Consider the following 20,884-nt stretch of genomic DNA (forward strand, 5'->3'; position numbering starts at 1 on the left):
GATGGCCTAGGGATCCGCGCGGTTGGTGCGTACCCTCCGTCGGCAACCTAGCTAATGGGCCCCTTGTAGACCCCCGGCATCGGCCCACGCCCGCGCATCCCACCAGGCCCCACGCCAGGCCCCGCGAGACCGGGCCCTGCGCCACCCGGTCCCGCTTCGCCCGGTCCCGCTTCGCCCGGTCCGGCGCCGAGCGGTGGGGCGGCAGTTTGGGGCGGGTTGTCGGTGGCGCCTAGGAGGCGGCGGGTGAGGGTGTCGCGGGAGGAGAGGAGTTCGGCTACTGCGGTGCGGAGGTGGTTTGGGGCGGGTGGCTGGGATACCTCGGCTGCTAGGAGGATGGTTCGGCGTACCAGTTCCTTCATGAAGGATGCTGTTGTGCCTGCTGTCTGGGCGACGATCTCGGACACCAACTCAGGCGGAAGATCCAGCCCAGGGCCGTAAAGGCGTAGAAGACGGGCTCGGCCCTCGGCGTCCGGTAGCGGGACCTCTACTGCCATGTCGACCCGCCCAGGGCGCTGCATCAGAGCCGGCTCCAGCAGGTCCGCCCGGTTCGTCGTCAGCAGGAACGCGACGTCCGCGTCCTGCGCCAACCCGTCCATCTCGTTCAGCACCTGGAACAGCAGCGGATTCTCCGCGCCGAGTGAATAGTCCCGCGCCTCGGCCACCAGATCGCAGTCCTCGAGTACGACGAGCGCCGGCTGCAGCATCCGCGCCAACGCGCACGCCTGCGTGATGAAGTGAATACTCGTCCCCGCCAGCAGCACCACCGTGAACTCCGGCAACTGCGACAGGACATACCGTATGGTATGGGTCTTCCCAGTGCCGGGCGGCCCGTACAGCAGGACTCCGCGCCGCAGGTGCTGCCCCGCCGCCAGCAACGTCTCACGGTGCTCGGCGATCCCGACGACCTCCCGCTCGATCCGCTCCAGCACGCCGTCGGGCAGTACGACGTCCGCCCGCGTCAGCCCCGGCCGCGGATGCAACCGGAACGGCCCCACACCCTGCCCGAACTCGTGCCCCTCGAACGACACCACCTTCCCGCGGAACACGTTGTGCTCCCGAATCAACTGGGGCAGCGCCCCGAGGAACCGATCACCCGCTTCCTTGGCGCCCGCGAGGATCTCCAGATCGACCCCGGCCCGCCCGTACTGCGGATTCGCCGCCCGGAGCAGCGCGACGTACCGATCCGGGCCCCGCACCCCGAGGTAGAACCCGAACGCGACGCAGTCCATCTCCTCGTCCACGTCGATCGGCAGCCGCACGTAGTCGACCGCCCCGATCCCGAACCGGTCGTAGTCCGCCAACTCCAGCAACTCACCCAGCGAGTGGTGGCTCCGGTTCGACCCGGCCAGCCCGATCACCTCGAACGAGTCGAACCACGCCTCGATCGCGCGCTGCACGTTCGGCAGGTCGTACGACGGGTACGTCGACGCGACCACCGGCACCTGTTCCGGGTCGACGCCGAGATGGTCGCGCAGCCGCTCGCGCAGGCTCTCCCGCTGCATCCGCGCGCCACCGGCCGCCTGCATCCGCTCCAGGAACCGCGTGAACAACCGCGCGAACTCGTCGACGTCGTCCGCCATCGCGCCGTACCCCCTTCGAAGGATTCCGGTCTATCCGGAGGCTCCTCCGCAACGCCGGATAGGATCTCCACCATGACAGCTTCCGAGTCCACCGACCGGCCGTACGGCGCCTTTCCCGTCCGGATCGGTCTGCAGGTCCAGCCCCAGCACGCCCAGTACGCCGACATCCGGCGGACGGCCGCCGCGGCCGAGGAGATCGGCGTCGACGTCCTGTTCAACTGGGACCACTTCTACCCGCTGAGCGGTGAGCCCGAGGGCCTGCACTTCGAGTGCTGGACCATGCTGGCCGCCTGGGCCGAGGCGACCGAGCGGGTCGAGATCGGCGCCCTGGTCACCTGCAACTCCTACCGCAACCCCGACCTGCTCGCCGACATGGCGCGCACCGTCGACCACATCAGCGACGGCCGGCTGATCTTCGGTATCGGCTCCGGCTGGTTCGAGAAGGACTACGACGAGTACGGCTACGAGTTCGGTACGGCGGGCGGCCGGCTGGACGCGCTCGGCGAGGCGCTGCCGCGGATCGAGCAGCGCTGGACCAAGCTGAACCCGAAGCCGACCCGGGACATCCCGGTGCTGATCGGTGGCGGCGGCGAGAAGAAGACGCTGAAGCTGGTCGCGCAGCACGCGAACATCTGGCACGGCTTCGGCGACGCCGAGACGATCGCGCACAAGCACGCCGTGCTGGACGAGCACTGCAAGACGATCGGCCGCGACCCGGGCGAGATCGAGCGTTCGGTCGCCGTCGGTGACAAGAAGCCGGAGGAGATCGGCAAGCAGCTGCTCGACGTCGGCACCCGGCTGTTCACGGTGCACGCGTCCGGCCCGGACTACGACCTCGGTCTGCTCCGCGAGTGGATCTCCTGGCGCGACGAGGTCAACTCCAAGTAGTACCACTGGCCGGGTGACCGCCGTACCAGTCACCCGGCCTACACTTTCGGGCATGTCTACGTTGCCTCAGGACGGTTCGGTGCGGCCTATTACCCGTTGGGGTGAGGACGTCATGCACCGGGTCAATCAGCCTGTCACCGACTTCGGGGACGACCTGCAGACGCTGGTCGCGGACATGGTCGCGACGATGCGCGCGGCCGAGGGTGTCGGCCTGGCCGCGAACCAGGTCGGGGTGGATCTGCAGCTGTTTGTGTTCGACTGCCCCGACAAGGACGGCAACCACGTCCAGGGTGTGGTCTGCAACCCGAAGCTGGAGCTCCCCGAGGGCAAGGACCGCAACCTCGACGAGGGCGACGAGGGCTGCCTGTCGCTGCCCGGCGCGTTCACCAAGTGCGCCCGCCCGGACTACGCCAAGGTCACCGGCGTCGACCAGCACAACCAGCCGGTCACGTACGAGGGCAACGGCCTGCTGGCACGCTGCCTGCAGCACGAGACCGACCACACGCAGGGCATGGTCTTCGGCGACCGGCTCTCCCGGAAGTACCGCAAACGCCTGTTCGCGGAGGCCGAGGAGTTCGCCCCTGACTACCCGAGCGACTGGCCGGTCACGCCGATGGTCGACCACGACCACGAGGAGACCCCCGCGACCTGAGCGGTCACCAGCGGGCCTCGTCCAGGTCGATCGCGTCGACGGTCTGCTCCGGGGTCTGACCGGTGGTGTCCAGCCACAGCCCCCGGCGCGGGATCTCGTCGAGCCCGGCCTGGAGCGCCCGTACGGCGTCCTCGAGCGACCCGCCCGGCTCCTGCCAGCCGCGGTACGACTTCCCGCCGCGGCCGAGCTCGCGCGCCACGATCGACTCGACCGACGGGACGAGTACGACGAGGTACGGGTCGACGTTCCGCAACCGGGAGAACCAGCGTTCGACGTGCTCCCCCAGCACGATGTCGCTGCAGACGAAGTCGAACCCGTTGTCCGCGTAGTGCTGCGCGACCAGGGCGCTCGCGTCGTACCGCAGCTCCAACTGCCGCACTGCTTCGGGCGATGCTTCGGGCGTCATGACCTCGGCGCCGGCGACGACACCGTGGTAGAAGACGTCCCCGTCGAGCGTCGCCGCCGGCGGGCCCATCCGAGCAGCCAGCAACGGTGCCACCGTCGACTTCCCGGCTGCCTGCATCCCGGTGATCAGCACGACCTTCGACATGACATCTATGCCATCACGAGGGTCAATCGCTTTTGATGCTGCGCGTGGAGTTCCAGAGCACGCCGCGGTTCAGCCGGTCCGGGTACGCCTCGATCATCGCGTTGTAGAGGTCGAGCGCGGTACTGGTCCGAGCCTCGGCGGTGGCGAAGGTCTCGAGGTACCGGCGGGTCTCGTCGATGTACCGCGGGTCGTCGGAGGCGTCGGCCTGGCGGTGCCCGGAGACGACGGCGGTCGGGTGCAGCGCGTCGAGGACCTCGAGCGCGGACAGCCAATGATCGATGCCATCAGCAACGGCTTCGGACAGGTAGAGGTGGACCTCGTCGTACACGGCGTCGCCCGCGACCACCAGCCCGATCGACGGCACGTACAATGCCGAGCTGCCGTCGGTGTCCGTGTGACCCAGGTCGATCGCGACCAGCTCTTCGCCTTCCAGCGTGAACGTGTCGCTCTCCAGCGGTTCGGCGACGACCAGACGCTCGGGCAGCTGTCCCGGGAACCGTACGCGCCAGAAGCCGTCCAGCCAGGGCGCAGTGAGTTGCTTCCGCATGCCCTCGACAACTGCGGGCAGAGCGACCACCCGGGCCGCCGGGAAGCGGTCAAGTACCGGAGCGGCGCCGAAGAAGTGGTCGCCGTGGCTGTGCGTGACGAAGATCGTCGTGAGGTTCTTCCCGGTGGCAGCGATCCAGCCGGCCAGGTCCTCGCCTTCCGCCTGCGTCATCAGCGGGTCGACAAGGACGGCGTCGTGGTCGCCGTGGATCAGCGTGGCCGCGGTGGGCGACCACATCCGCCGTACCTCACCCGGCGGTAGGTCGTCGGAGACGGCCGGCTTGGACGGGGCGACGTACGTCGAGAAACTCAACATGTTCTGCTCCTGTGCTGTTCGGCTACCTGAACAGCGTCGGGCCACGGACGTGGTCGCAGAAGGTCGGCTCTTCCTGGGTGCGGCGCACCCAGGAAGTTCAGTGCGCGGCCAGCCGGGCCAACGCGTCCGCGCTCGGGCTGCCCGGCTCCGCCGTACCGACGAGCACCTGTTGTCCCAGGGCGGCGCGCACGTCGAAGGTCTGGTACGTCAGCTCGATGCGGCCGACCTCGGGGTGGTTGAAGATCTTGTACGCCCGGCTGAACCCGCGGGCCGTCCGGTCCTCCCACAGCGCACGGAACTCCGGCGACCGCGGCAGCAGGTCGGCGACGAGCGCCTTGATCTCGGGATCGTCAGGATAGGTCACCGCGTTGAAGCGGACGGCGTACACAGCCCGCCGGACCACGACCTCCCAGTCACCGAACAGCTCGCGCGCCTTGGGGTGGTCGAACATCATCCGCAGCATGTTCGTCATCCCGAACGGCGCCAGCAGGCCCTGGGCGACCCGGTTGGTCGCGAGGATCTCGTACGCCGGGTTCAGCACGTACGCCGCCGCGGCCGGGAAGGCGTCGAGCAGCTGCAGCAGCGCCGGATGGACCTGGTCCCGCGCCGCCCCGAGTGCCGGGGCGGGAGCGAGGCCGGCGAGCCGGAACAGGTGGGCCCGGGCGTCCGGGTCGAGCCTCAGCGCGTGCGCGATCCCATTGAGCACCTGGGCGGACGGGTTCCGCTCGCGCCCCTGCTCGAGCCGGGTGTAGTAGTCGGCGCTCACCACGGCCAGTACTGCTACCTCCTCGCGCCGCAGACCCGCCACCCGCCGGTCGCCACCGACCGGCAGCCCGACGGCGCCCGGGTCGACCCGGGCTCGTTCGGCCCGCAGGAACGCCCCGAGTTCACCGACGGTCATGGCGGTCAGACTAGGCGCGGGTGGCGTAGAACGCTAATGCTGCTGAGGACGCTACGTTGAGGGAGTCGACTCCGCCTGCCATCGGGATCTTGACCGTGAGGTCGGCCTGGCGGAGGACGTTCGGTTTGAGCCCGTGGCCTTCGGTGCCGAAGATCAGCGCGAGCTTCTCGTCGTGGCGGGCGGCGAGATCGTCGAGCGTGATCGCGTCCTCGGTGAGCGCCATCGCTGCGGCGACGTACCCGTGGTCCTGCAGCAGTTTCAGGTCGCCCGGCCAACTCTGCAGCCGGGTCCACGGCACCTGGAAGACCGTGCCCATCGACACCTTGATCGAGCGGCGGTAGAACGGGTCCGCGCAGGTGGGTGTGACCAGGACGAGCCCGACGCCGAGCGCGGCCGCAGCCCGGAAGCCGGCACCGACGTTGGTGTGGTCAACGATCTCGTCGAAGATCGCGATTCTGCGGACGCCGGGTGTCAGCAGATCGTTCAGCGGTACGGCGGCCCGGCGCTTGTACGACGCGAGCGCGCCGCGGTGCACGTGGAACCCGGTCACCTGCTCGGCCAGCTCCTCCGAGACGACGTACACGGGCTTGTCCGGCCATTTCTCCAGTACATCCTGCAACGAGTCGAGCCAGCGCGGCGCGAGCAGGAACGAGCGCGGCTCGTACCCGGCGTCGGCGGCGCGGCGGATCACTTTTTCGCCCTCGGCAATGAACAGCCCGTGCTCCTCCTCGAGCAGCCGCCGCAGACTCACTTCCCGCAGCCGCACGTAATCAGCAAGCCGCGCGTCCCCCGCGTCCTCGACCGGAACCAGCGTCACGCCCGGCCTGCCACGTCCACAACGTTGCCGATAACAACAATCGCGGGAGCACCGACGCCGTTGTCCTTCATCGCTTGGGCAATGCCTGCGAGGTCTGACGTCACCATGTGCTGGCCAGGAAGGGTGCCGTCGGCAATCGCCGCCGCCGGGGTGTCAGCCGGACGGCCCGCCTCGATCAACCGGTCGGTGATCGCCGGCAGGTTCTCTACAGCCATCAGCAGCACCAGCGTGCCGTGCAGCTGTGCCAGCGCGTCCCAGTTGACCAGCGAGTCCGGGTGCGACGGCGGGATGTGCCCAGAAACCACCGTGAACTCGTGCGTCACGCCGCGATGCGTGACCGGGATCCCCGCCACCGCCGGTACCGAGATCGAGCTCGTGATCCCCGGCACCACGGTCCACGGTACGCCGGCCGCCGCGCACGCCAGCGCCTCCTCGAACCCGCGGCCGAACACGTACGGATCGCCGCCCTTGAGCCGGACGACGACCTTGCCCTGCTGCCCGCGATCGACCAGGATCCGGTTGATCTCCTCCTGCTGCGCGGCCCGCCCGCGGGGCAGCTTCGCCGCGTCGAACAGCTCGACGTCCGGGTGCAGCTCGTCCAGCAACTGTTGCGGCGCGAGCCGGTCCGCGACCACGACGTCCGCCTCGGCCAGCAGCCGCCGCCCGCGCACGGTGATCAGGTCCGGGTCGCCCGGCCCGCCGCCGACCAGGTATACCCCGGGCCGCCGGTCGACGTCCCGCGCGGCCAGCTCACCGGTCCGCAGCCCCTCGAGAATGGAGTCCCGTACGGCGGCCGACCGGCGGTGATCGCCACCGCCGAGGACGCCGATCGTCACGTTGTCGTGCTGCCCGGACGCGGGCGTCCACGCGGTCGCGCGGGACCGGTCGTCGGAGCGTACGCAGAAGATCCGCCGCGCTTCCGCCTCGGCCGACACCTGATCGTTGACCAGGGCATCGTCCGTCGCGACCACGACGTACCAGGCTCCGTCCAGGTCGCCGTCGGCGTACCCGCGCTCGATCCAGGTCAGTGACGGGTTGCCGAGCAGACCCTCGATCGTCGGCGTGATCGACGGCGAGATGACGTCGATCCGGGCGCCCGCCTCGAGCAGCCGCGGCAGCCGCCGCTGGGCGACACTGCCGCCACCGACGACGACCACGCGCCGCCCGTCGAGGACGAGACCGGACAGGTACTGGTGGGTCACGAAGAGATCCCCGCGTCCTCGAACGTGGCCATCTCGGCGAGCGCGCGGGCCGCGCAGGTCAGGATCGGATACGCGAGCACCGCGCCGGTCCCCTCGCCGAGCCGCAGGTCCAGGTCGACGAGCGGCTGCAGACCGAGCTGCTTGAGCGCGACCGCGTGGCCCGGCTCGGCGGACCGGTGGCCGGCGACGCAGTAGTCGATGACGGCCGGGTGGAACGCCTGCGCGACCAGCGCGGCCGCACCGGCGATCACGCCGTCGAGGATGACCGGAACCTTGTTGGCGGCGGCACCGAGGATGTACCCGGCGAGTGCGGCGTGTTCGAGGCCGCCGTACGCCTGGAGCGCCTTGAGCGGCTCGGTCGGCGGTACGGCGTGCAGCGCGAGAGCGTCCCGGACGACGGCGGTCTTGTGTGCGAGCGCCGCGTCGTCGATGCCGGTACCGCGGCCGGTGACCGCGTCGGCGGTGGCGCCGATGAACGTGGCGATCAGGGCCGCGGAGGCAGTCGTGTTGGCGATGCCCATGTCGCCGGTGAGGAGGCAGCGGTAGCCGTCCTGGACGAGCCGCTCGGCGAGGTCGAAGCCGACCGCGATCGCCCGCCGGGCCTCGTCCTCGGTAAGGGCGTCGGTCTGGGACAGGTCCCGGGTGCCGGGGCGGACGTTCGCGTGGATGATGTCGAGCTGCTCGACCGGGGTCGCGACGCCGACGTCGACGACCCGTACGTCGACGCCATTGTTCTTGGCGAAGGCGTTCACCGCGGCGCCACCGGCGGCGAAGTTCGCCAGCATGGCGGCGGTCACCTCCTGCGGCCACGGGGAGACGTTCTGGGCGTGGACGCCGTGATCCGCCGCGAAGACGGTGACGACGGCAGGCGCGGGTACGGCGGGGGCGCCGGTCATGCCGGCGAGCTTCACCGACAGCTCCTCGAGTACGCCGAGCGAACCGGCCGGCTTGGTCAGCCGCGCCTGCCGCTCCTCGGCTGCCCGCATCGCCGCCTGATCAGCGGGCGTGATCCGCTCCAGGTAGGTGTCCACCAGGTCCTCCACTCGTAGCTTCCGCACCGATCTTCGCATCCCTTCACGGCTGCCCCGGGACGGACCAGCGATCCGTGGACAGTAATGTCGGATTCACCACACGTCGCACGATGCCGGAGGGCTGCTTGATGTCGCTCGATCGTCCTGTCGCACCCGACCCGTACGAACTCCTCCCCGAGGCCGGTTCGTTCACCGTCACCAGCACCGATGTCGCCGACGGCGAGCCGCTGGACGACGCGCACGCGTTCGCGGGCGGGAACACCTCACCGCAGCTGAGCTGGTCCGGGTTCCCGGCGGAGACCAAGGCGTTCGTCGTCACCTGCTTCGACCCCGACGCGCCGATCGTGTCCGGCTTCTGGCACTGGGTGCTGGTCAACCTGCCCGCGACCGTGACCGAGCTCCCCACCGGCGCCGGCGCGACCGAACGCCTCGACAACGGCGCGTTCCACGTCCGCAACGACTTCGGCAGCAAGGCGTTCGGCGGCGCCGCTCCGCCTGCCGGCGACCAGGTCCACCGCTACTACTTCGTGGTCCACGCCATCGACGTGGAGGCCCTGGACGTCGACGCGGACGCCAGCCCGGCGGTCGTCGGGTTCAATCTGGCCTTCCACACGCTCGCCCGAGCCATCATCACCCCGACGTACCAGATCGCGGAGTGAGGCTGGCGGGAGCCGTCTCGTTCGGGACGGCTCCCGTGATCAGCTGAGTGGCGGACGGCGGCGCTCGGCGGCCGCGAGGTCGGCTACCTCTTGGCCACTCCATTGCATCCCGTCCGCGGCCAGCTCCGCGCGTACGCCGGACCAGCGCGCGGTGAGCGCGAACAGTACGACGGTGTCCAGCGCGATCATCAGCAACGACCACACCGGGTACGCGCCGAGCCAGGCGATCTGCGTGACGGCGTGCAGGCAGACCAGCACGATGGCCGTGATCCGGGCCCACGTCTGCGCGGTCAGCAGGCCGATGCCGACGGCCATCAGCAGTAGGCCGAAGATCAGGATCGTCCATCCCCAGCCGGTCACGCCGACGATGACCAGGTGCTCGCGCGTGATCACCAGTCGCTGGTCGGCGAACAGCGCGATGAATCCCTCGAAGACGTTGACCAGCCCGGTCATCATGAGCAGCGCCCCGGCGAACACCACGAAGCCGGTCATCGCGCCGCCCTGTTTCGCAGCCATCCCGCATCTCCTCTCGTTGATCCTGGAGATGCTTCCGCACCGGCTGACCGTGCGCCTCCCCCGATGCGGATGAGGGCACTGCTTGTTTCAGAGGGCCGAGACGTACACCCACTCGCCGGCTTCGCGGGTGAAGGCGCTGTTCTCGTGCTGTACGCCGGTGTTGTGGTGAGCGTTGAACTCGACCGTGCCGTCCGTGTGGAAGGCGGTGCCGCCGGTGGTCCCGAGGATCTCCAGCCCGGTCCACCGGCGGCTGGGGTCGAACTCGATTGCCGCGGGGCGGGTGGTGAGCGACCACGTCCGCCGCAGGTACGCCGCGTCGTGCATCACGAAGGCCGTGTACCGCGAGCGCATCAACTGCTCCGCGGTCGCCGCGGTGGCTTTGCCTTGGTGCAGCGGACCGCAGCAGACGTCGTACGGCTGCTTCTGACCGCAGGGGCAGGTGAGTGGCATGCCCCCGATTCTCGCCGATCGTCCGAGCGATGAGGCAACAGCTGGCCTCCTAGCGCGTGACAATCCGCAGTGACCGACGTGACTTAGATTGAGGTGCTGGATGCTGACCACTGCCCGAGTCGACCTGGTTCCGTTCGAGGTGGAGCGGGATCTGGGCGCGCTGCATGCGATGTTCTCGGATCCGGAGTGGGCGCGGGGCGGGTACATGACTCCGGCGGCGACCGAGGAGGAGTCGCGGGAGTGGCTGGAGCGGGAGTTCGGCGACAACGGTGGCTGGACGTGGGTACTGCGGGTCCGGCCGGAGCAGGAGGCGGCGGGGGTGATCGGGGTGTTCTCGGATCAGGGGACGTCGGTTCGGGGCATCAGCTGGTACCTCCGGCGTACGTCGTGGGGCGCGGGGCTGATGAGTGAAGTGGCGCGGGTGGTCGTCGACCACCTGCTGCGGCAGCCGTCGATCAGTGCGATCGAGGCGTGGATCGACTCGCGCAACGTACGGTCGATCGCCGTCGCGCGGCACGCCGGACTCGACCTGGTCGGTCGGCTGCCTCGGACGAACCCGGGCGAGATCGCCCAGTCGGTCGTGATGGGCCGCGCGGCACGTCCCGCCGATCCGACGACCTTCGGCTTTTCGCCGGTGCTGTCGGTGCGGGATCTGGACGAAACGGTCCGGTTGTTGTGCTCACTGCTCGGTCTGCATGTTCGCTTCCAGCTGGGCGACCTCGCGTATCTCGGTTGCACGACCTGGAACGGCCAGAGCGGTCTCGAGGTGCGGCGCGTCTCGGGGCCTGTCGCTCCGACGACGATGACCGTCGATGTCGGCGTACTCGTCGATGCCGTATACGACGCCGCGGTCGCCGCCGGCCTTGGCGAGTCGACCGCGCCGGAGGACATGCCGTGGTCGCGCCGTACGTTCACACTCGTCCTGCCGGAGGGACACCGGCTGACCGTGTCGGGACCGCTCAGGGCCTGAGGTCGTAGTTGTAGACCATGATCGCGCCGACGATCAGGGCGAGGAACGCGATCATCATGCCGATCGCGGCCGCTGGCTTGCCGCGTCGGTTGCCGGCGAGGGTGGCGATCGCGAGGGCGAGCGCTGGTACGGCAAACGGAAACGCAAGATACTGCCGGACCGGAAACCGGTCGATCAGATTGGAGAACGGCAGAAACGGCACGACCAGCCCGGCGATGGCAAGCAGCAACGCAAGCACACCCATCACAACCGATCCCTCCGCACGCCGAGCCGCCCCGACCTGAACGGGCCCCTGCACCCGCGCATACTCCGGCCAAAGGTGCTGCGGGTAGCCGGAAGCAGCCTGCGGGTAGCCGGAAGCAGCCTCCTGCGGGTAGCCGACACCAGGCTGCTGCGGGAAACCGACAGCGCCCGGCTGGGGATGGTCGGCTGTGGCCGCCTGCGGGTGACCGGCGGGCTGCGGGTGACCGGCGCCGGTTGCAGACGGGTAGCCGTAGCCGCTCGTTGGCTGGCGATGGTCGGGGGCTGGTTGCGGTGGATAGCCGGCTGGCCCATGGGGGTTGTTCGGGGCTGGGGATTCTGGCGGTTGCGGGGTGGTGGGGTCGGGCGGGGGGTTGGTCATGTGGACTCCACGCGTGGGGGCAGGTGGGGACGCGGGGTGGCGTCTTCTGCGCTGACGCGGAGGGGCCGGTGGTGGTTCCCGGGGGTGGGTCGGGTCAGTCCTCGTGGAGGGGGAAGGCGCGGATGATGACCGCGGTCGGTGTGGTCGTGTCGGAGCGGGGCTCGGAGCCGATGAAGTCGTGCAGTACGCGGTGGAGCCGGGCGCGGAGTTCTGCCAGTTCACCCTCGGCGAGCGGTACGACGGCGCTGAACGCGAAGTCCTCGTCGTCCGACGTCTTCGCGGCCAGCCAGCTCGCGTACGCGGTGTCCTCCAGTTCGCGGTTCAGGCTCGCCTGCTCCGCGCGTACCCGTCGCCACGGCTTCACCCGCCCCGCCCCCGGTACCGCCTCGATCACGCCCAGCGCCTCCAGCCGCCGCAGGTGGAACGAGCACGACCCGGTGCTCTCCCCCAGCTCCCCGGCCGCGATCGTCGACGTCGTCGTACCGTCCCGATCGATCAACGACAGCAACGCCTCCCGCAACGGATGCGCGCGAACGACGTCACGGCGATTCGGCGTACTCCGCTCGGCATCCATGCGCAACATCCTAACCGCTTTGCAAAGCCATAACTTTGCCGAGTACGGTCTTTGCATGCCGACGTACATCCAAGGCCGCCCGAGCCGTCGTCTCCCCGAGCTTCTGGACGAGGTACGGCGCGGCACGCCGCTGCGCGTCACGGAGTACGGCGAGGAGATCCTGCACCGCCTGTGCCGACCGGTCACCGAGTTCGGGGCGGCGCGCTGGGGCCGGCTGATCGACGACATGTTCGCGACGATGTGGATCGCCGAGGGCTGCGGCCTCGCCGCGAACCAGGTCGACGTCGACGCGCAACTGTTCGTGTACGACCTCACCGACGAGTACGGCGACCGCCACATCGGCCACGCCTTCAACCCACGCGTCGAGGCCAGCGCCGCCCTGGTCGGCACGCAACAGGGCACCGAAGGCTGCCTGTCCGTCCCCGGCGCGAACGCCCCACTCTCACGCCCGGCGCGCGCCACCCTGCACGCCTACGACGCAGAAGGCCGCCCCTTCACCCTCGATGCGAGCGGCTACCTGGCTCGCTGCCTCATCCACGAAACCCAACACCTGGCCGGCACGCTGTACGTCGACCACCTGTCACCCGTCGCCCGCACCCAAGCCCTCGCCGACTCCACCACCAACCGCGCAACCGTCTTCACCCGCCGCGCCTCACGCCAGGACCAACTGACCGCGGCGTCAACCCGTCGGGATGGTGACGTCTTGGCGGAGGGCCTGTAGTACGTCGAGTTCGCGGTCGAGTTCGCGGCGCTTGGCTTCGAGGCGCAGGACCTCCTGCGCGAGCAGCACCTCGAGTACGCCGGTACGTTCCTCGGGCGGCGCCTCGAGACACGGCAGGAGTTCGCCGATCGTGCTGCTCGACAGCCCCGCGGCGAGCAGGTGCTGGATCATCACGACCCGCTCGACCATCGACCCATCGAAGTCCCGCCACCCGCCGGGCGTCCGGCTCGAGCGGATCAGGCCCTGCTCCTCGTAGTACCGCAAGGAGCGCGTACTCACGCCGGTGGCGCGCGCGAGCTCTCCGATTCGCATGCGCCCAGTGTTGCATCTGACACCAGTGTGAAGTTCCACGATGTGCCGGACGTACTACCCCGGAAGGAACCTCATGCACTGGCTCTACCTCGCGATCGCCGTCGTCTTCGAGATCGCCGTGGCGGTGTCGGCGGGCAAAGCGCAAGGCTTCAAACACCGAGGCTGGACCGCCGCGACCCTGATCACCGGCGCGCTCGGCACGTACTTCCTCAGCCGCGCCCTCCTCACGTTCGACGTCGGCATCGGCTACGCCCTGTGGACGTCGCTCGCCGGCGTCGGCATCACGCTGCTGGGCGCCCTCGTCTTCGGCCAGCAACTCACCTTGCGGAAGGCAGTCGGCATAGCCCTGGTCATCGGCGGTGTCGTCGGCCTTCAACTCACGTCCTGAGGAGTACTTCGAATGAGAACTTCCCGCCGTACTGCGTGGCTGACGCTCCTCCTGGCCGGCGTCTTCGAAATCGGCTACGCCCTGTCTGTCGGCGGCAGCCACGCCTTCACCGTCTGGACCTGGTCCGTCGCAGCCGCCGTCTTCTTCGTACTGACGCTCTGGGCCCTGAGCCTCGCCCTCCGCACCATCGAGGTCAGCATCGGCTACGCCACCTGGTCCGGCCTGGGCGCCGCCGGAACCGCCCTACTAGGCCCGGTCTTCTTCCACGAAACCCTGACCGTGGCGAAGGCCGCCTGGCTGGCGGTCATCATCGCCGGCGTCGTCTACCTGAAACTCGCCGACCGCCCGCGCCCATGATGCGCGGCAACTGGAGATACCCAATGGGGTCTGGGAACAAGCAATAGCTTGTGCCCAGACCCCATTTGGGGGAACGAAGTCAGTCCTTGATGCCGGATTGGGTGACGCCTTGGATCAGGTAGCGCTGGAGGAAGGCGAAGATGAGGACCAGCGGGAGGATCGAGACTGCGACCGCCATGAAGAGTTCATGGATGTTGATGGTTTGCGCGGTGATGAAGGTCGACATCGCGACCTGGATGGTCCAGGAGGAGGAGTCCTGCCCGATGACCAGTGGCCAGAGGAACGAGTTCCAGTTGCCGATGAACGTGATCGCCGCGATCGCCGCGAAGAACGGCAGGGAGTTCGGTACGACGATCCGCCAGAAGACCCCGAAGTACCCGGCGCCGTCGACCCGGGCCGCCTCCTCGAGCTCCCGTGGGAAACCGAGGAAGTACTGCCGGAACAGGAACGCCGCGAAGCCACTGAACAGCGTAGGAATGATCAGACCCCGCAGCGACGAGACCCACCCCAGCGACGACACCACGATGAACGACGGGATGAACGTCACCGCACCCGGGATCATCAGCGTCGCCACGATCGCGTAGAAGATCTTGTCGGCGTGCCGGTACGGGATCCGCGCCAACCCGTACCCGGCCATCGATGCCAACAGCAACTGTCCCGCGGTACCCAGGATCCCGACGACAGCAGAGTTGTACAGCGCACGTGCCATCGGCACCGTGCTGTCGTTGAAGAGTTCCTTGATGTTCCCCCACTGCAGATGCGACGGGAACAACGTCCACGAAGGCGCCGTGATGTCGGACTCGGTCGCCAGCGCATTGCGGAGAATCAAGTAGAACGGCACCAGGAACAGCACGACCGCGATGCACAACGCGATCCAGCGCAACACCGTCCCAATCCGCCCTGCCGTGCTCTGGCTGAAGCCGATCGGTTGCGGCGTGCCCGTCGTACGTTCGGAGACAGCCATCAGTCGCCCGCCTTTCCGAAGCCCAGGATCCGGCTCTGCAGCAGCGTCACGATCATGATGATGACCGCCAGGATCAGCGCGCCGGCCGAACCGTGCCCGAGGTCCTGGATGGAGCCGAGCGAGATGCCGTACAGGTAGACCAGCGGCGGGCGCGCGTAGTTCACGTTGCCGACCAGGTTGTAGAACTCGTCGAACGCCTGGTACGCCGCGATCAGGTTCAGGATCAGTACGGCGACCGACGTCGACCGCAGCTGCGGCAGCGTGATGTACCGGAACACCTGCCACCCGGGCTTGGCCCCGTCGACGTACGCCGCCTCGTACAGCGACGGGGAGATCCGTTGCAGGCCGGCGATGAACAGGATCATGTAGAACCCGAGCTGCAGCCACAACCGGACCGTGACGAGCGGAACCCAGTACCACGGCGGGCTGACCGTCGACAGCCAGGCGATGTTGTCGATCCCGAACCAGCCGAGGATCGTGTTCGCCAGCCCGAACCGGACGCCGTTGAAGATCGACAGCTTCCAGATCAGCGACGCGACGACGTACGAGCACGCGGTCGGCAGGAAGAACACCGACCGGAAGAACGCCCGCGCGATCTTCACCTGGTTGACCAGCAGCGCCAGCGCGAGCGACAGCACGAACGTCAGCGGCACGATGAACACCGCGAAGATCGTGAACGTGCCCAGGCTGGACAGGAAGTTGTGGTCGGTCAGCATGTCGACGTAGTTGCGCAGCCCGACGAACTTCGACGGGGTCGCGGTGTTGTACGCCTCGAAGAAGCTGAGGACCAGACTCCACAGGATCGGCAGGTACGAGAAGATCAGCAGCCCGAGCACGAACGGCCCGACGAACACCCAGAACCACAGGGTGTTGCCCTTGATGCCTTTGTTCCGGCGGGCGGCCCGCCGCGCACCAGGCGCGGCGGGCTCCACCGGGGTCGACGTCTTGGCCGGTGCGCTCATCCGAACAGCCGCGACAACTCGTCGTTGACGGTCTTCTCCGCCTTGGTGATCTCGGCGGCCGGGTCGGCTCCCTTCTTGATGACGTTGGTCAACAGGTCGGTGAAGGCCGTACCCATCTTCGGCGTCCAGGCCGGGTTGTCCGTGTAGGAGTAGTCCTGGGTCAGCTTGACCGTGTCGGCGGCGACGCCGCTCTGCAGCTTGGACGCCTTGGCCGCGAGGCTCTTGCGCGGCGGGATGTGGAAGCCGTAGCTCAGCGACCAGTCCTCCTGGTAGTCCTGCTTGTCGATCCACAGCCACTTCACGTACTTCTTGGCCGCGTCGACGTTCGCGCTCTTGGCGGACACGAACTGCGTCCAGCCGCCCGAGTACACCGAGGGCTTGCCCTGGGCATCGAGCTTCGGGAACGGGATCACGCCGATGTCGTCACCGAGCGCCTTCTGCATGCCCGGCACCGCCCACATGCCGATCCACTGCATGGCCACCAGGCCCTGGTTGATCGCGGTCGGGTCCCACCAGTCCGTGGGCGCGCCGAGCAGGACGCTCTTGCTGGCGTACAACTCGTGCAGTTTGTCGAACGCCTGAGCGGCGCGAGCACCGCCGAAGCCGGGCTTGTTGTCCTTGGTCAGGAACTCACCGCCGGACGAGTACAGCGCCGGGCCACCCAGGACGTTGCCGCCGTCGTTGCCGACGAAGATGCCCTTCACCTTGTTCGTGGTGAGTTCCTTGGCGGCCGAGATCAGGTCGTCGACGGTCTCCGGCGGCTTGATACCGGCCTTGTCCAGCAGGCTCTTGCGGTAGTAGATGACCTGTGGGTCGATGATCATCCGGATCCCGTAGATCTTGCCGTCGAGGGTGTTGGTGGCCAGGTCGCCCGGCTGGAAGTCGTCCTTGACGTCGGCCATGATGTCGTCCAGCGGCACGACCTGGTTGCTCTTCACCATGCTGATGTTGAAGTGCCCCTCGAAGACGTCGGGGCCCTTGCTCGAGAGCAGACCGGAGGCGAGCTTCGCATCGTAGTCGCCCGGCGTCCACTGGATGGAGACGTTCGCGTCGGGGTAGGCCTTGGCGTACCGCATGGCCGCCTGCTGGGTGCCGGCCTCACCGTACTGGTGATACCACTGCGAGAGGTTCGGCTTGGACCCGCCTCCGCCGCCACCGGACGACGGTCGGCCGGTATTGCCGCCGCAGGCCGCGGTGAACGCCGCCAGCGCGGCCAGTCCACCGGTCTGCTTGAGCAGATCGCGCCGGGACAGACCGGCGTTCGGAACATGAGCAGGCATGAATTCCACCTTCCCGGAAAAGGGAACGTCGCAGGGGTACGACGCGTTCGCACGCTCCAACTCAGGTTCCCAGCCGAGGTCGGGGTGAATCGTTGGAGAAGTGCCTAGCACAATGACTCAAAACAGAGCCGTGCGCAAGACCGGGCTGCGATCTTCTGTGTTGGAATGTGTGGAATGTTGTCAGGCCGTGATCACGTAAACATCTCACCGGCCGCTGCCCGCCGGATCAGCTGCTCCGAAGGCTGGAAACGGTCGCCGTACGCTGCTGCCAGGTCACGCGACCGGGCAACGAACGCGGTCAGCCCATAGGCGTTCACGTACTGCAACGCGCCGCCGTGGAGCGGCGGGAACCCGATGCCGAAGATCGACCCGATGTTGGCGTCCGGCACCGATCGCAGCACGCCCTCGTCCAGACACTTGACCGTCTCGAGCGCCATCGCGAACAGCATTCGTTCCTGCAGGTCGATCAGCGGTACGCCGGCCCGCTGCGGGAAGTGCTCCCACAAGCCCGGCCACAACCGCTTCGACCCGTCCGCCGGGTAGTCGTAGAACCCTGCCCCGGCCGCCTTGCCGCGGCGGCCGAACTCGTTCACCAACCGATCGGCAACCGCCATCCCAGGGTGCTCGTCGAACGCCCCAGCGCTGTCTCCGGCCGCGCGGGCCGCGTCCCGGATCTTCTGCGGCAGTGTCAGCGTGACCTCGTCGAGCATCGCCAGCGGCGGTGCCGGGAACCCGGCCAAGGTCGCCGCCCGCTCGATCATCACCGGGTCGATGCCCTCGGCGACCATCGCGGCGCCTTCCATCACCAGCGTGCCGAACACCCGGGAGGTGAAGAACCCGCGGCTGTCGTTGACCACGATCGGCGTCTTCTTGAGCTGCCGGACGACGTCGTACGCCTGCGCGATCGCCCGGTCCGACGTCTTCGCGCCGACGATCAGCTCGACCAGCGGCATCCGGTCCACCGGCGAGAAGAAGTGCATGCCGACGAAGTCGTCCGGCCGGTCGATCCCGTCCGCGAGCGAGGTGATCGGCAGCGTCGAGGTGTTCGAGCAGAGCAGCGCGTCCGGCTCGACCACGCCGGCGATCTCCGCGAACACCTTCTGCTTCAGCTCACCGTCCTCGAAGACCGCCTCGATCACCAGATCGCACCCGGCGAGGTCATTCGGATCGCCGGTCGGAGTGATCCGGCTGAGAAACTTCTCAACCTCCGCAGGGGTGGTCCGGCCTTTAGCGACCTGCTTCGCGAGCAATTTTTCGGAATATTCTTTTCCGCGCGCAGCCGCATCCAAAGAAACATCTTTGAGCACAACCTCAATACCGGCCTTCGCGCACACATACGCGATTCCGGCGCCCATCATCCCGGCACCCAGGACGCCGACCTTCCGCGCCCGGTACGCCGGTACGTCGGCCGGCCGCGACCCGCCGACGTTGATCGACTGCAGGTCGAAGAAGAACGCCTGGATCATGTTCTTCGCGATCTGTCCGGTCGCGAGCGAGACGAAGTACCGCGACTCGATCCGGGAGGCGGTCTCGAAGTCGACCTGACTGCCCTCGACCGCCGCGCTCATGATCGCTCGTGGCGCCGGGTACGGCGCGCCCTTGAGCTGCTTGCGCAGGTTCGCCGGGAAGGCCGGCAGGAACGCGGCCAGCTTCGGCGAGGCCGGCGTACCGCCCGGGATCTTGTAGCCGTCCCGGTCCCAGGGCTGCTTCGCATCACCGTCGTACGCCGTGATCCACCGGCGGGCCGCGTCCAGCAGCTCGCCCGCCGGCACGACCTCGTCGACGATACCGACCGACAACGCGTGCGAAGGCTTCATCCGCTGACCCTGCAGGAGCACCTTCATCAGCGCGTCCTGCAGGCCGAGCATCCGGACCGTCCGGGTCACTCCCCCGCCGCCGGGCAGCAGGCCGAGCGTCACCTCCGGCACGCCGAGCTCGATGCGGTTGTCATCGGCAACGATCCGGTGATGGCAGGCGAGCGCGATCTCCAGCCCACCGCCGAGCGCCGAGCCGTTCATCGCGGCAACGACCGGGACGCCGAGCGTCTCCAGCGTCCGCAGCTGCTTCTTGACCAGCTCGATCGTCTCGAACACCTGAGCGGCGTCCGACGGCTGGATCCGCGACAGCATCCGCAGATCCCCACCGGCGAAGAAGGTGGACTTCGCCGAGGTCACGATCACGCCCTTGAGCAGCGCCTTCTCGGCGACCAGGCGGTCGACGGTCCGGCCCATCGCCTCGACGTACGCGTCGTTCATCGTGTTCGCCGACGCGGACGGATCGTTCAGGGTCAGCGTCACAACCCCTGCGTCGTTCTTCCACTCGACCATGCTGTTCATGCCGTTCACCCCGTTCATGCAGCGAGCCTCTCGATGATCGTCGCGACGCCCATCCCGCCGCCGACGCACAGGGTGGCCAGTCCGTAGCGGAGCTCGCGGCGCTCCAGCTCGTCCAGCAGGGTTCCGATCAGCATCGCGCCGGTCGCGCCGAGCGGATGCCCGAGCGCGATCGCGCCGCCGTTCACGTTCAACTTCTCGTGCGGTACGCCGAGATCCTTCATGAAGTGCAGTACCGCCGCCGCGAACGCCTCGTTCATCTCGAACAGGTCGATGTCGCCGACGTCGAGCCCCGCGCGCGCCAGCGCCTTCCGGGCGGCCGGTGCCGGACCGGTCAGCATGATGGTCGGATCGGCACCGCTGACGCCGACCGAGACGACCCGTCCGCGCGGCGCCTGCCCGAGCGCCTCGCCGGCCTTCTCGTTGCCGACCGCAACCAGCGCGGCGCCGTCCACGATCCCGGACGAGTTGCCCGCGTGGTGGACGTGGTCGATCCGCTCGACCGTCAGGTACTTCTCCAGTGCGACCGAGTCGAACCCGCCGTGCTCGCCGATCGCCGCGAACGACAACGGCAGCCCGGCCAGCGTCTCCACCGACGTCCCCGGCCGGACCAGCTCGTCGTGGTCCAGGATCCGCAATCCGTTCCGATCCACCACCGGCACGACCGAACGCCCGAAGTACCCGTTCGCCCACGCCTTCGCGGCGCGCGCGTGCGACTCGGCGGCGTACGCGTCGACGTCGGTCCGGGAGAAGCCGTCGATGGTCGCGATCAGGTCCGCGCTGATGCCCTGCGGGATGAAGCCGGTCGCCAGCGCGGTCTCCGGGTCCATCGCCCAGGCGCCGCCGTCGGAGCCCATCTTGACCCGCGACATCGACTCGGCACCGCCGGCCAGGATGAAGTCCTCCCAGCCGGAACGGACCCGCTGGGCGGCCTGGTTCACCGCCTCCAGCCCCGACGCGCAGAACCGGTTCAACTGCACGCCGCCGGTGGTCTCGGGGTAGCCGGCCATCAGTACGGCGGTCCGCGCGATGTCCATGCCCTGGTCACCAATGGGCGTCACGACGCCGAGTACGACGTCGTCGATCGCGGCCGGGTCCAGCTCGGGATGCCGGGTCCGGAGCTCGTCCAGCAGACCGGTGATCAGCTGGATCGGCTTGACCTCGTGCAGTGCCCCGGTCGGTTTCCCTTTGCCGCGCGGGGTCCGGATCGCGTCGTACAGGAAGGCTTCGGTCATACGGCCGATTGTGACAGTACTACTGTCACGATAGTAAGACCGACTCGTTATGATCTCC

Annotated in this window: 24 protein-coding genes; 7 read left to right on the plus strand and 17 right to left on the minus strand. The window is 68.4% G+C overall.

Features of this window, described 5'->3' with window-relative positions; translation table 11 throughout:
* Window positions 1-47: 47 nt before the first annotated feature.
* On the minus strand, window positions 48-1,580 hold the full coding sequence (locus tag FB475_RS32435; protein WP_185759526.1) for an AAA family ATPase: 1,533 nt from the start codon (window positions 1,578-1,580) through the stop codon (window positions 48-50).
* A 72-nt stretch (window positions 1,581-1,652) separates the two neighbouring features.
* Between FB475_RS32435 and FB475_RS32440 the strand changes: the two genes are divergently transcribed.
* The gene (locus FB475_RS32440; protein WP_141861422.1) at window positions 1,653-2,468 is read left to right on the plus strand and encodes an LLM class F420-dependent oxidoreductase; all 816 of its coding nucleotides are present in this window, start codon (window positions 1,653-1,655) and stop codon (window positions 2,466-2,468) included.
* Window positions 2,469-2,520: 52 nt separating this feature from the next.
* Window positions 2,521-3,120 carry a peptide deformylase gene (def, locus tag FB475_RS32445; RefSeq protein ID WP_141861423.1) on the plus strand — a complete coding sequence of 200 codons (600 nt, stop codon included), beginning with the start codon at window positions 2,521-2,523 and terminating at the stop codon, window positions 3,118-3,120.
* A 4-nt stretch (window positions 3,121-3,124) separates the two neighbouring features.
* Here def (FB475_RS32445) and FB475_RS32450 read toward each other — a convergent pair whose 3' ends face one another.
* The 6 genes from FB475_RS32450 to cobT all read right to left on the minus strand — a co-directional run bounded on the left by FB475_RS32450 (window position 3,125) and on the right by cobT (window position 8,510).
* A complete protein-coding gene (locus tag FB475_RS32450) occupies window positions 3,125-3,670 on the minus strand; it encodes a phosphotransferase-like protein (protein WP_141861425.1) in 546 nt (181 codons plus the stop codon).
* Window positions 3,671-3,692: 22 nt separating this feature from the next.
* On the minus strand, window positions 3,693-4,532 hold the full coding sequence (locus FB475_RS32455) for an MBL fold metallo-hydrolase (protein WP_202878634.1): 840 nt from the start codon (window positions 4,530-4,532) through the stop codon (window positions 3,693-3,695).
* A gap of 97 nt (window positions 4,533-4,629) precedes the next feature.
* Entirely contained in the window at window positions 4,630-5,433 is an 804-nt protein-coding gene (locus FB475_RS32460) for a helix-turn-helix transcriptional regulator (protein ID WP_141861427.1), read from the minus strand.
* Between the two features lie 10 nt (window positions 5,434-5,443).
* Window positions 5,444-6,250 carry a TrmH family RNA methyltransferase gene (locus tag FB475_RS32465; protein WP_141861429.1) on the minus strand — a complete coding sequence of 269 codons (807 nt, stop codon included), beginning with the start codon at window positions 6,248-6,250 and terminating at the stop codon, window positions 5,444-5,446.
* A complete protein-coding gene (gene cobA / locus FB475_RS32470) occupies window positions 6,247-7,452 on the minus strand; it encodes a uroporphyrinogen-III C-methyltransferase (protein ID WP_141861431.1) in 1,206 nt (401 codons plus the stop codon). Before cobA ends, FB475_RS32465 begins: the two co-directional genes overlap by 4 nt.
* On the minus strand, window positions 7,449-8,510 hold the full coding sequence (gene cobT, locus FB475_RS32475; protein WP_238332570.1) for a nicotinate-nucleotide--dimethylbenzimidazole phosphoribosyltransferase: 1,062 nt from the start codon (window positions 8,508-8,510) through the stop codon (window positions 7,449-7,451). The genes cobA and cobT overlap by 4 nt, the downstream gene beginning before the upstream one ends.
* 101 nt (window positions 8,511-8,611) lie before the next feature.
* On the opposite strand from cobT, the gene FB475_RS32480 reads away from it, so the two are divergent.
* Complete coding sequence (locus FB475_RS32480) at window positions 8,612-9,142, plus strand: YbhB/YbcL family Raf kinase inhibitor-like protein (RefSeq protein WP_141861435.1); 531 nt, start codon at window positions 8,612-8,614, stop codon at window positions 9,140-9,142.
* Between the two features lie 39 nt (window positions 9,143-9,181).
* Here the strand turns inward: FB475_RS32480 and FB475_RS32485 are convergent, their stop codons facing one another.
* Together FB475_RS32485 and FB475_RS37320 are read right to left on the minus strand one after the other, a co-directional pair.
* Entirely contained in the window at window positions 9,182-9,658 is a 477-nt protein-coding gene (locus FB475_RS32485) for a DUF7144 family membrane protein (protein WP_141861437.1), read from the minus strand.
* Window positions 9,659-9,745: 87 nt separating this feature from the next.
* Entirely contained in the window at window positions 9,746-10,108 is a 363-nt protein-coding gene (locus FB475_RS37320) for a YchJ family protein (RefSeq protein WP_141861439.1), read from the minus strand.
* Window positions 10,109-10,208: 100 nt separating this feature from the next.
* Here FB475_RS37320 and FB475_RS32495 point away from each other — a divergent pair, with 100 nt between their 5' ends.
* A complete protein-coding gene (locus FB475_RS32495; RefSeq protein WP_141861441.1) occupies window positions 10,209-11,078 on the plus strand; it encodes a GNAT family N-acetyltransferase in 870 nt (289 codons plus the stop codon).
* On the opposite strand, the gene FB475_RS32500 is transcribed toward FB475_RS32495, so the two are convergent.
* The gene (locus FB475_RS32500) at window positions 11,068-11,322 is read right to left on the minus strand and encodes a hypothetical protein (RefSeq protein WP_141861446.1); all 255 of its coding nucleotides are present in this window, start codon (window positions 11,320-11,322) and stop codon (window positions 11,068-11,070) included. The genes FB475_RS32495 and FB475_RS32500 overlap by 11 nt on opposite strands.
* A gap of 472 nt (window positions 11,323-11,794) precedes the next feature.
* Window positions 11,795-12,274, minus strand: coding sequence for a winged helix-turn-helix domain-containing protein (locus tag FB475_RS32505; RefSeq protein ID WP_141861449.1), 480 nt, complete (start codon window positions 12,272-12,274; stop codon window positions 11,795-11,797).
* A gap of 55 nt (window positions 12,275-12,329) precedes the next feature.
* Between FB475_RS32505 and def (FB475_RS32510) the strand changes: the two genes are divergently transcribed.
* Complete coding sequence (gene def / locus FB475_RS32510; RefSeq protein ID WP_141861451.1) at window positions 12,330-12,995, plus strand: peptide deformylase; 666 nt, start codon at window positions 12,330-12,332, stop codon at window positions 12,993-12,995.
* Here the strand turns inward: def (FB475_RS32510) and FB475_RS32515 are convergent.
* Window positions 12,954-13,307 carry a MerR family transcriptional regulator gene (locus FB475_RS32515; RefSeq protein WP_141861454.1) on the minus strand — a complete coding sequence of 118 codons (354 nt, stop codon included), beginning with the start codon at window positions 13,305-13,307 and terminating at the stop codon, window positions 12,954-12,956. The two genes, def (FB475_RS32510) and FB475_RS32515, sit on opposite strands and share 42 nt — an antisense overlap.
* 73 nt (window positions 13,308-13,380) lie before the next feature.
* Here FB475_RS32515 and FB475_RS32520 point away from each other — a divergent pair, with 73 nt between their 5' ends.
* Window positions 13,381-13,695: a DMT family transporter gene (locus tag FB475_RS32520; protein WP_141861456.1), complete on the plus strand. Its 315-nt coding sequence runs from the start codon at window positions 13,381-13,383 to the stop codon at window positions 13,693-13,695.
* A 12-nt stretch (window positions 13,696-13,707) separates the two neighbouring features.
* Complete coding sequence (locus FB475_RS32525; RefSeq protein ID WP_141861458.1) at window positions 13,708-14,052, plus strand: DMT family transporter; 345 nt, start codon at window positions 13,708-13,710, stop codon at window positions 14,050-14,052.
* A gap of 79 nt (window positions 14,053-14,131) precedes the next feature.
* Here the strand turns inward: FB475_RS32525 and FB475_RS32530 are convergent, their stop codons facing one another.
* From FB475_RS32530 to FB475_RS32550, 5 genes are all read right to left on the minus strand, one after another.
* Window positions 14,132-15,016, minus strand: coding sequence for a carbohydrate ABC transporter permease (locus FB475_RS32530; protein WP_141861461.1), 885 nt, complete (start codon window positions 15,014-15,016; stop codon window positions 14,132-14,134).
* Entirely contained in the window at window positions 15,016-15,978 is a 963-nt protein-coding gene (locus FB475_RS32535) for a carbohydrate ABC transporter permease (protein ID WP_141861463.1), read from the minus strand. Before FB475_RS32535 ends, FB475_RS32530 begins: the two co-directional genes overlap by 1 nt.
* Entirely contained in the window at window positions 15,975-17,258 is a 1,284-nt protein-coding gene (locus tag FB475_RS32540; protein WP_141861464.1) for an ABC transporter substrate-binding protein, read from the minus strand. The genes FB475_RS32535 and FB475_RS32540 overlap by 4 nt, the downstream gene beginning before the upstream one ends.
* A 191-nt stretch (window positions 17,259-17,449) precedes the next feature.
* Window positions 17,450-19,612 carry a 3-hydroxyacyl-CoA dehydrogenase NAD-binding domain-containing protein gene (locus FB475_RS32545; RefSeq protein WP_238332571.1) on the minus strand — a complete coding sequence of 721 codons (2,163 nt, stop codon included), beginning with the start codon at window positions 19,610-19,612 and terminating at the stop codon, window positions 17,450-17,452.
* Complete coding sequence (locus FB475_RS32550) at window positions 19,609-20,826, minus strand: acetyl-CoA C-acetyltransferase (RefSeq protein ID WP_141861466.1); 1,218 nt, start codon at window positions 20,824-20,826, stop codon at window positions 19,609-19,611. Before FB475_RS32550 ends, FB475_RS32545 begins: the two co-directional genes overlap by 4 nt.
* Between the last annotated feature and the right edge of the window lie 58 nt (window positions 20,827-20,884).

It is taken from the genome of Kribbella jejuensis, assembly GCF_006715085.1.
Taxonomy (GTDB): Bacteria; Actinomycetota; Actinomycetes; order Propionibacteriales; family Kribbellaceae; genus Kribbella; species Kribbella jejuensis.

What these genes read in the sequence shown, in the direction of transcription:
- FB475_RS32435 (WP_185759526.1), bottom strand. Translation starts at nt 1,580, where the DNA reads ATGGCGGACGACGTCGACGAGTTCGCGCGGTTGTTCACGCGGTTCCTG.
- FB475_RS32440 (WP_141861422.1), top strand. Translation starts at nt 1,653, where the DNA reads ATGACAGCTTCCGAGTCCACCGACCGGCCGTACGGCGCCTTTCCCGTC.
- def (WP_141861423.1), top strand. Translation starts at nt 2,521, where the DNA reads ATGTCTACGTTGCCTCAGGACGGTTCGGTGCGGCCTATTACCCGTTGG.
- FB475_RS32450 (WP_141861425.1), bottom strand. Translation starts at nt 3,670, where the DNA reads ATGTCGAAGGTCGTGCTGATCACCGGGATGCAGGCAGCCGGGAAGTCG.
- FB475_RS32455 (WP_202878634.1), bottom strand. Translation starts at nt 4,532, where the DNA reads ATGTTGAGTTTCTCGACGTACGTCGCCCCGTCCAAGCCGGCCGTCTCC.
- FB475_RS32460 (WP_141861427.1), bottom strand. Translation starts at nt 5,433, where the DNA reads ATGACCGTCGGTGAACTCGGGGCGTTCCTGCGGGCCGAACGAGCCCGG.
- FB475_RS32480 (WP_141861435.1), top strand. Translation starts at nt 8,612, where the DNA reads ATGTCGCTCGATCGTCCTGTCGCACCCGACCCGTACGAACTCCTCCCC.
- FB475_RS32485 (WP_141861437.1), bottom strand. Translation starts at nt 9,658, where the DNA reads ATGGCTGCGAAACAGGGCGGCGCGATGACCGGCTTCGTGGTGTTCGCC.
- FB475_RS37320 (WP_141861439.1), bottom strand. Translation starts at nt 10,108, where the DNA reads ATGCCACTCACCTGCCCCTGCGGTCAGAAGCAGCCGTACGACGTCTGC.
- FB475_RS32495 (WP_141861441.1), top strand. Translation starts at nt 10,209, where the DNA reads ATGCTGACCACTGCCCGAGTCGACCTGGTTCCGTTCGAGGTGGAGCGG.
- FB475_RS32500 (WP_141861446.1), bottom strand. Translation starts at nt 11,322, where the DNA reads ATGGGTGTGCTTGCGTTGCTGCTTGCCATCGCCGGGCTGGTCGTGCCG.
- FB475_RS32505 (WP_141861449.1), bottom strand. Translation starts at nt 12,274, where the DNA reads ATGGATGCCGAGCGGAGTACGCCGAATCGCCGTGACGTCGTTCGCGCG.
- def (WP_141861451.1), top strand. Translation starts at nt 12,330, where the DNA reads ATGCCGACGTACATCCAAGGCCGCCCGAGCCGTCGTCTCCCCGAGCTT.
- FB475_RS32515 (WP_141861454.1), bottom strand. Translation starts at nt 13,307, where the DNA reads ATGCGAATCGGAGAGCTCGCGCGCGCCACCGGCGTGAGTACGCGCTCC.
- FB475_RS32520 (WP_141861456.1), top strand. Translation starts at nt 13,381, where the DNA reads ATGCACTGGCTCTACCTCGCGATCGCCGTCGTCTTCGAGATCGCCGTG.
- FB475_RS32525 (WP_141861458.1), top strand. Translation starts at nt 13,708, where the DNA reads ATGAGAACTTCCCGCCGTACTGCGTGGCTGACGCTCCTCCTGGCCGGC.
- FB475_RS32530 (WP_141861461.1), bottom strand. Translation starts at nt 15,016, where the DNA reads ATGGCTGTCTCCGAACGTACGACGGGCACGCCGCAACCGATCGGCTTC.
- FB475_RS32535 (WP_141861463.1), bottom strand. Translation starts at nt 15,978, where the DNA reads ATGAGCGCACCGGCCAAGACGTCGACCCCGGTGGAGCCCGCCGCGCCT.
- FB475_RS32540 (WP_141861464.1), bottom strand. Translation starts at nt 17,258, where the DNA reads ATGCCTGCTCATGTTCCGAACGCCGGTCTGTCCCGGCGCGATCTGCTC.
- FB475_RS32545 (WP_238332571.1), bottom strand. Translation starts at nt 19,612, where the DNA reads ATGAACGGGGTGAACGGCATGAACAGCATGGTCGAGTGGAAGAACGAC.
- FB475_RS32550 (WP_141861466.1), bottom strand. Translation starts at nt 20,826, where the DNA reads ATGACCGAAGCCTTCCTGTACGACGCGATCCGGACCCCGCGCGGCAAA.